This is a genomic window from Helicobacter pylori, from assembly GCF_001998165.1.
GTDB lineage: Bacteria > Campylobacterota > Campylobacteria > Campylobacterales > Helicobacteraceae > Helicobacter > Helicobacter pylori_DL.
In genome coordinates this window covers 22,916-28,972 of sequence record NZ_MTWR01000073.1, presented here as the reverse complement: position 1 = coordinate 28,972, position 6,057 = coordinate 22,916, and the positions used below count along the sequence as shown (strand labels likewise).

The 6,057-nt window shown below is 43.5% G+C and carries 5 protein-coding genes and 1 pseudogene; 5 read left to right on the top strand and 1 reads right to left on the bottom strand.

What is annotated here, in order from left to right; all coding sequences use genetic code 11:
* Positions 1 to 573 carry a nucleotide exchange factor GrpE gene (grpE, locus tag BZK24_RS07865; protein WP_077657093.1) on the top strand — a complete coding sequence of 191 codons (573 nt, stop codon included), beginning with the start codon at positions 1 to 3 and terminating at the stop codon, positions 571 to 573.
* Between the two features lie 31 nt (positions 574 to 604).
* A complete protein-coding gene (dnaK, locus tag BZK24_RS07860; protein WP_077657092.1) occupies positions 605 to 2,467 on the top strand; it encodes a molecular chaperone DnaK in 1,863 nt (620 codons plus the stop codon).
* Positions 2,468 to 2,706: 239 nt separating this feature from the next.
* Here dnaK and BZK24_RS07855 read toward each other — a convergent pair.
* A pseudogene (locus BZK24_RS07855) lies at positions 2,707 to 3,279 on the bottom strand (hypothetical protein).
* Positions 3,280 to 3,394: 115 nt separating this feature from the next.
* Here BZK24_RS07855 and BZK24_RS07850 point away from each other — a divergent pair.
* Genes BZK24_RS07850 through BZK24_RS07840 form a run of 3 tightly spaced genes read left to right on the top strand, consistent with a single transcriptional unit; the run spans position 3,395 to position 5,971 of the window.
* Complete coding sequence (locus BZK24_RS07850) at positions 3,395 to 4,312, top strand: O-acetylserine-dependent cystathionine beta-synthase (RefSeq protein ID WP_171972431.1); 918 nt, start codon at positions 3,395 to 3,397, stop codon at positions 4,310 to 4,312.
* A 20-nt stretch (positions 4,313 to 4,332) separates the two neighbouring features.
* The gene (locus BZK24_RS07845; protein ID WP_077657090.1) at positions 4,333 to 5,475 is read left to right on the top strand and encodes a cystathionine gamma-synthase; all 1,143 of its coding nucleotides are present in this window, start codon (positions 4,333 to 4,335) and stop codon (positions 5,473 to 5,475) included.
* A 37-nt stretch (positions 5,476 to 5,512) separates the two neighbouring features.
* Positions 5,513 to 5,971 carry an S-ribosylhomocysteine lyase gene (locus BZK24_RS07840; RefSeq protein ID WP_171972430.1) on the top strand — a complete coding sequence of 153 codons (459 nt, stop codon included), beginning with the start codon at positions 5,513 to 5,515 and terminating at the stop codon, positions 5,969 to 5,971.
* Positions 5,972 to 6,057 lie beyond the last annotated feature (86 nt).

Genomic DNA, 6,057 nt, shown 5'->3' with positions numbered 1-6,057 from the left:
ATGAAAGATGAACACAACCAAGAACACGATTTAAGCCCAAAAGAGCCAGAGTCTTATCAAAAGGCTTGCGCTTGCAAAGAACAACAGGGTGAAGAAAAGCAAGAAGCGCCCGGAAAAGAAGGCGAGATCAAGGAATATTTTGAGCTTAAGTATAAAGAAATGCACGAAAAATACTTGAGAGTGCATGCGGATTTTGAAAACGTGAAAAAGCGCTTAGAAAGAGACAAGAGCATGGCGTTAGAGTATGCGTATGAAAAAATCGCATTGGATCTATTGCCGGTGATTGATGCGCTTCTTGGGGCTTACAAGAGCGCTGTAGAAGTGGATAAAGAGAGCGCTTTAACCAAAGGCTTGGAGCTTACGATGGAAAAGCTGCATGAAGTTTTGGCAAGGCATGGCATTGAGGGGATTGAATGCTTAGAAGAATTTGATCCTAATTTCCACAATGCGATCATGCAAGTCAAAAGCGAAGAAAAAGAAAACGGGAAAATCGTGCAGGTTTTGCAACAGGGTTACAAGTATAAGGGTAGGGTTTTGAGGCCGGCAATGGTGAGCATTGCTAAAAACGATTAAAACATTTATTTTAAGTAAGAAAGGATAACGCATGGGAAAAGTTATTGGAATTGATTTAGGGACAACCAACTCCGCAATGGCGGTGTATGAAGGCAATGAAGCAAAGATTATTGCGAATAAAGAGGGTAAAAACACCACTCCTTCTATTGTAGCCTTTACGGATAAGGGCGAGATTTTAGTGGGCGAGAGTGCGAAAAGACAAGCGGTAACCAACCCAGAAAAAACCATTTATTCTATTAAAAGGATCATGGGCTTGATGTTTAATGAAGATAAGGCTAAAGAAGCCGAAAAACGCTTGCCTTATAAGATTGTGGATAGGAATGGGGCTTGTGCGATTGAGATTTCGGGTAAAGTTTATACCCCTCAAGAAATTTCAGCCAAAATTTTAATGAAGCTCAAAGAAGACGCTGAAAGTTATTTAGGCGAGAGCGTTACGGAAGCGGTGATCACGGTTCCTGCTTATTTTAACGACAGCCAACGAAAAGCGACTAAAGAAGCCGGCACGATTGCAGGGCTTAATGTTTTAAGGATCATCAATGAGCCCACAAGCGCGGCGTTAGCTTACGGCTTGGATAAAAAAGAGAGCGAAAAAATCATGGTTTATGATTTGGGTGGGGGGACTTTTGACGTTACCGTTTTAGAAACAGGCGATAATGTCGTGGAAGTTTTAGCCACAGGGGGCGATGCGTTTTTGGGGGGCGATGATTTTGACAATCGTGTGATTGATTTCTTAGCGGCTGAGTTTAAAAGCGAAACGGGCATTGAGATTAAAAACGATGTGATGGCGTTGCAACGCCTGAAAGAAGCGGCTGAAAACGCTAAAAAAGAACTGAGCTCTGCGATGGAGACTGAAATCAATTTGCCTTTTATCACAGCGGACGCTACCGGGCCTAAACACTTGGTTAAAAAACTCACTAGGGCTAAATTTGAAAGCTTGACAGAAGATCTCATGGAAGAAACGATTTCTAAAATTGAAAGCGTGATCAAAGACGCAGGGCTAACCAAAAATGAGATTTCAGAAGTGGTGATGGTGGGCGGCTCCACTCGTATCCCTAAAGTCCAAGAAAGGGTGAAAGCGTTTATTAATAAAGAGTTGAATAAAAGCGTCAATCCTGATGAAGTCGTAGCGGTGGGCGCGAGCATTCAAGGGGGCGTGTTAAAAGGCGATGTGAAAGATGTGCTTTTATTAGACGTTACGCCTTTAAGTCTTGGGATTGAAACTTTAGGGGGCGTGATGACTAAAGTGATTGATAGAGGCACGACTATTCCGGCGAAAAAATCTCAAGTGTTCTCAACCGCTGAAGACAACCAGCCCGCTGTGTCCATTATGGTTTTACAAGGCGAGAGAGAATTGGCAAGGGATAATAAATCGTTGGGTAAATTTGATTTGCAAGGCATCGCTCCCGCTCCAAGAGGCGTGCCGCAAATTGAAGTAACCTTTGATATTGACGCTAATGGGATTTTAACCGTGTCAGCGCAAGACAAAAATACCGGCAAAAGCCAAGAGATTAAAATTTCTGGCTCTAGTGGGTTGTCTGATAGCGAAATTGAAAAAATGGTTAAAGACGCTGAATTGCACAAAGAAGAAGACGCCAGGAAAAAAGAAGTGATTGAAGCGAGAAACCATGCCGATAGTTTGGCGCACCAAACCCAAAAGAGCCTTGATGAGCATAAGGCGAATTTGAATGAGAACGACGCTAATGAGATCCAAAACGCCATTAACGCCCTTAAAGATTGCATCAAAAACGATAACGCTACTAAAGCGGAGCTTGAAGACAAAACGAAATTATTAGCACAAGCGGCTCAAAAACTAGGCGAAGCCATGGCGAATAAAAACAACGCCGAGCAGCCCAAGAAAAAAGACGATGATGTGATTGATGCGGAAGTGGAGTGAAACGCTTTTAAAACTTCTTTCAAGCGAGCGGTTTTAATCAAAACCCGCTTGCTTTCCTCATTTTCATCAATGGGATACCGATTGCAAAATCTAACAAACACTCAAAGCGTTTTTTAATCCAAATATCAAAGCTTGATTGTAACCAAACGATAGCTTTTTTAAGGTTTAGCTTAAAAGCGTTGGTGGGATTTTAGGGAAATCCCTTATGGGGGAGTTCCTTTTTTGTATAGGGTCATTTCTCAATGGCTTGCACTAGATGGCTCTAACTCAAAACACGCAGTGGGGATTTGATTAAATTCGTTAGCAAAGCGTAAAAAATCGTTGGTAATGTTTTCAAGATGGGATTTAAATCGTCATAGATCTCTTGGTAGTATGCGTCTCCATTAGGATCGATAATTTTATCATACGCTAGGCATTTTTGAAGCTCTTTTTTTTCATCATCCTCTGTGGATCGACCTATACAAAGATAAAACTTTTCAAAATCATTGCACCAATCGTAAGCAAAGGTAAAAACTTTTTTTTGGGGTTGGTATTTCACCATTGACAAACCCTTCCCCTAAAATATCCTGACGGCAAAAAGTGATGGATGGCTTCTTGGATAAGTTCCCAGAGCCAAGACTGATTTTATACGCATAACCCCATGGCGTTAAAAACTTGTTCAGTCCGTTTTGGCATGAACCATACTTTGGTATTTTTGGAGTTCTGCCTGTTTGTTTTTCCTCTTGCATTTTAGCGTCTATTAACGCTACAAATTCTCTTAACAAGTCCTGAAACGCTTTTCTTTGCCCTTCATTCCATTCTATCGTTTTCATTGAAAGCTCCTTGATCGATCTTAATAAGCCAACATTTTATCCTAAATCTTACTCCATTTAATGAGTTTAGGCATAATCGCAAAATTGAATTTTATTGTTTGTTATAGGAGGAATGATGATTATCACCACAATGCAAGACGCCATAGGCCGCACTCCCGTTTTTAAATTCACTAACAAGGATTACCCCATTCCGTTAAATTCCGCCATTTACGCCAAGCTAGAACATTTAAACCCGGGAGGGAGCGTTAAAGATCGCTTAGGCCAATACCTTATAGAAGAAGGGTTTAAAACTGGCAAAATCACTTCTAAAACAACCATCATTGAGCCTACCGCAGGCAATACCGGCATCGCTCTAGCCTTAGTGGCAATCAAGCACCATCTCAAAACCATCTTTGTTGTCCCGGAAAAATTCAGCACAGAAAAACAGCAAATCATGAGGGCTTTGGGGGCTTTAGTGATCAACACGCCTACTAGCGAGGGGATTTCTGGCGCCATTAAAAAAAGTAAAGAGTTAGCCGAAAGTATCCCTGATAGCTATTTGCCCTTGCAATTTGAAAACCCTGATAATCCCGCCGCTTACTACCACACCCTAGCTCTTGAGATTGTCCAAGAATTAGGCACAAACCTTACGAGCTTTGTAGCCGGGATAGGGAGTGGAGGCACTTTTGCTGGCACGGCTAGGTATTTGAAAGAACGCATCCCTAATATCCGCTTGATTGGGGTGGAGCCGGAGGGTTCTATTTTGAATGGGGGAGAGCCTGGGCCTCATGAGATTGAGGGTATTGGCGTGGAATTCATCCCTCCTTTTTTTGCAAACTTGGATATTGATGGCTTTGAAACGATCTCAGATGAAGAGGGTTTTAGCTACACTAGGAAGTTAGCCAAAAAAAACGGCTTATTAGTGGGGAGCTCTAGCGGGGCAGCTTTTGTGGCAGCATTGAAAGAAGCGCAACGCCTCCCCGAAGGCAGCCAGGTTTTAACCATTTTCCCGGATGTTGCCGATCGTTATCTTTCTAAAGGTATTTATTCATGAATTCATCAAAAGGAAAAACCATGCACATGCAAACCAAATTAATCCATGGAGGCATTAGTGAGGACGCGACAACGGGGGCGGTGAGCGTGCCTATTTATCAAACTTCCACCTACCGCCAAGACGCCATAGGCCGCCATAAGGGCTATGAATACTCTCGCTCAGGCAACCCCACGCGCTTTGCTTTAGAAGAGCTCATCGCTGATTTAGAAGGGGGGGTTAAGGGGTTCGCTTTCGCTTCTGGTTTAGCCGGAATCCACGCCGTTTTTTCCCTCTTGCAATCAGGCGATCATGTGTTATTGGGCGATGATGTCTATGGGGGGACTTTCCGCTTGTTCAATAAAGTGCTTGTCAAAAATGGGCTTTCTTGCACCATTATAGACACTAGCGATCTATCCCAAATCAAAAAGGCTATCAAACCCAACACCAAAGCCCTTTATTTAGAGACCCCTAGTAACCCCTTGCTTAAAATCACCGATTTAGCGCAATGCGCTAGTGTCGCTAAAGCTCATGGTTTGCTCACTATCGTGGATAACACCTTTGCCACCCCCTATTGCCAAAACCCGCTTCTTTTGGGGGCGGACATTGTGGTGCATAGCGGCACAAAATACTTAGGCGGTCATAGCGATGTCGTCGCTGGACTTGTAACCACTAATAATGAAGCGCTAGCCCAAGAGATCGCCTTTTTCCAAAACGCTATCGGTGGGGTTTTAGGCCCTCAAGACAGCTGGCTGTTGCAAAGAGGGATTAAAACGCTAGCATTACGCATGCAAGCCCATCAAAAAAACGCTCTTTGCGTGGCTGAGTTTTTAGAAAAACACCCTAAAGTGGAAAGGGTTTATTACCCGGGTTTGCCCACCCACCCTAATTACGATCTAGCCAAAAAACAGATGCGTGGCTTTAGCGGGATGCTCTCTTTCACCCTCAAAAATGACAGCAAGGCGACTCTTTTTGTAGAAAGCCTTAAATTATTCATTTTAGGCGAGAGTTTGGGCGGGGTGGAAAGTTTGGTTGGGATTCCAGCGCTAATGACCCATGCGTGTATCCCTAAAGCGCAACGAGAAGCTGCAGGGATCAGAGATGGTTTGGTGCGCTTGTCTGTGGGGATTGAGCATGAACAGGATTTGTTAGAAGATTTAGAGCAAGCGTTCGCTAAAATAAGCTAAAGTTTCATTACAATTTATGAATAAAGGAGTTAAAAACATGAAAATGAATGTAGAGAGTTTCAATTTGGATCACACCAAAGTCAAAGCCCCTTATGTGCGTATCGCTGATCGCAAAAAGGGCGCTAATGGGGATGTGATTGTCAAATACGATGTGCGCTTCAAGCAGCCCAACCAAGATCACATGGACATGCCAAGCTTGCACTCTTTAGAGCATTTAGTCGCTGAGATTATCCGCAACCATGCCAGTTATGTCGTGGATTGGTCGCCTATGGGTTGCCAAACGGGGTTTTATCTCACGGTGTTAAACCATGACAATTACACAGAGGTTTTAGAGGTTTTAGAAAAGACGATGCAAGACGTGTTAAAGGCTAAAGAAGTGCCTGCCAGCAATGAAAAACAATGCGGTTGGGCGGCTAACCACACTTTAGAGGGCGCACAGGATTTAGCGCGCGCTTTTTTAGACAAACGCGCTGAATGGTCTGAAGTGGGGGTTTGATTAAGGGGGGGAATGATCTTTACTCCCCCTACCCCCTTACCCGTTTTAGGCGTTGCATGCCAATCAAAATCATCGCATCAGCGTTA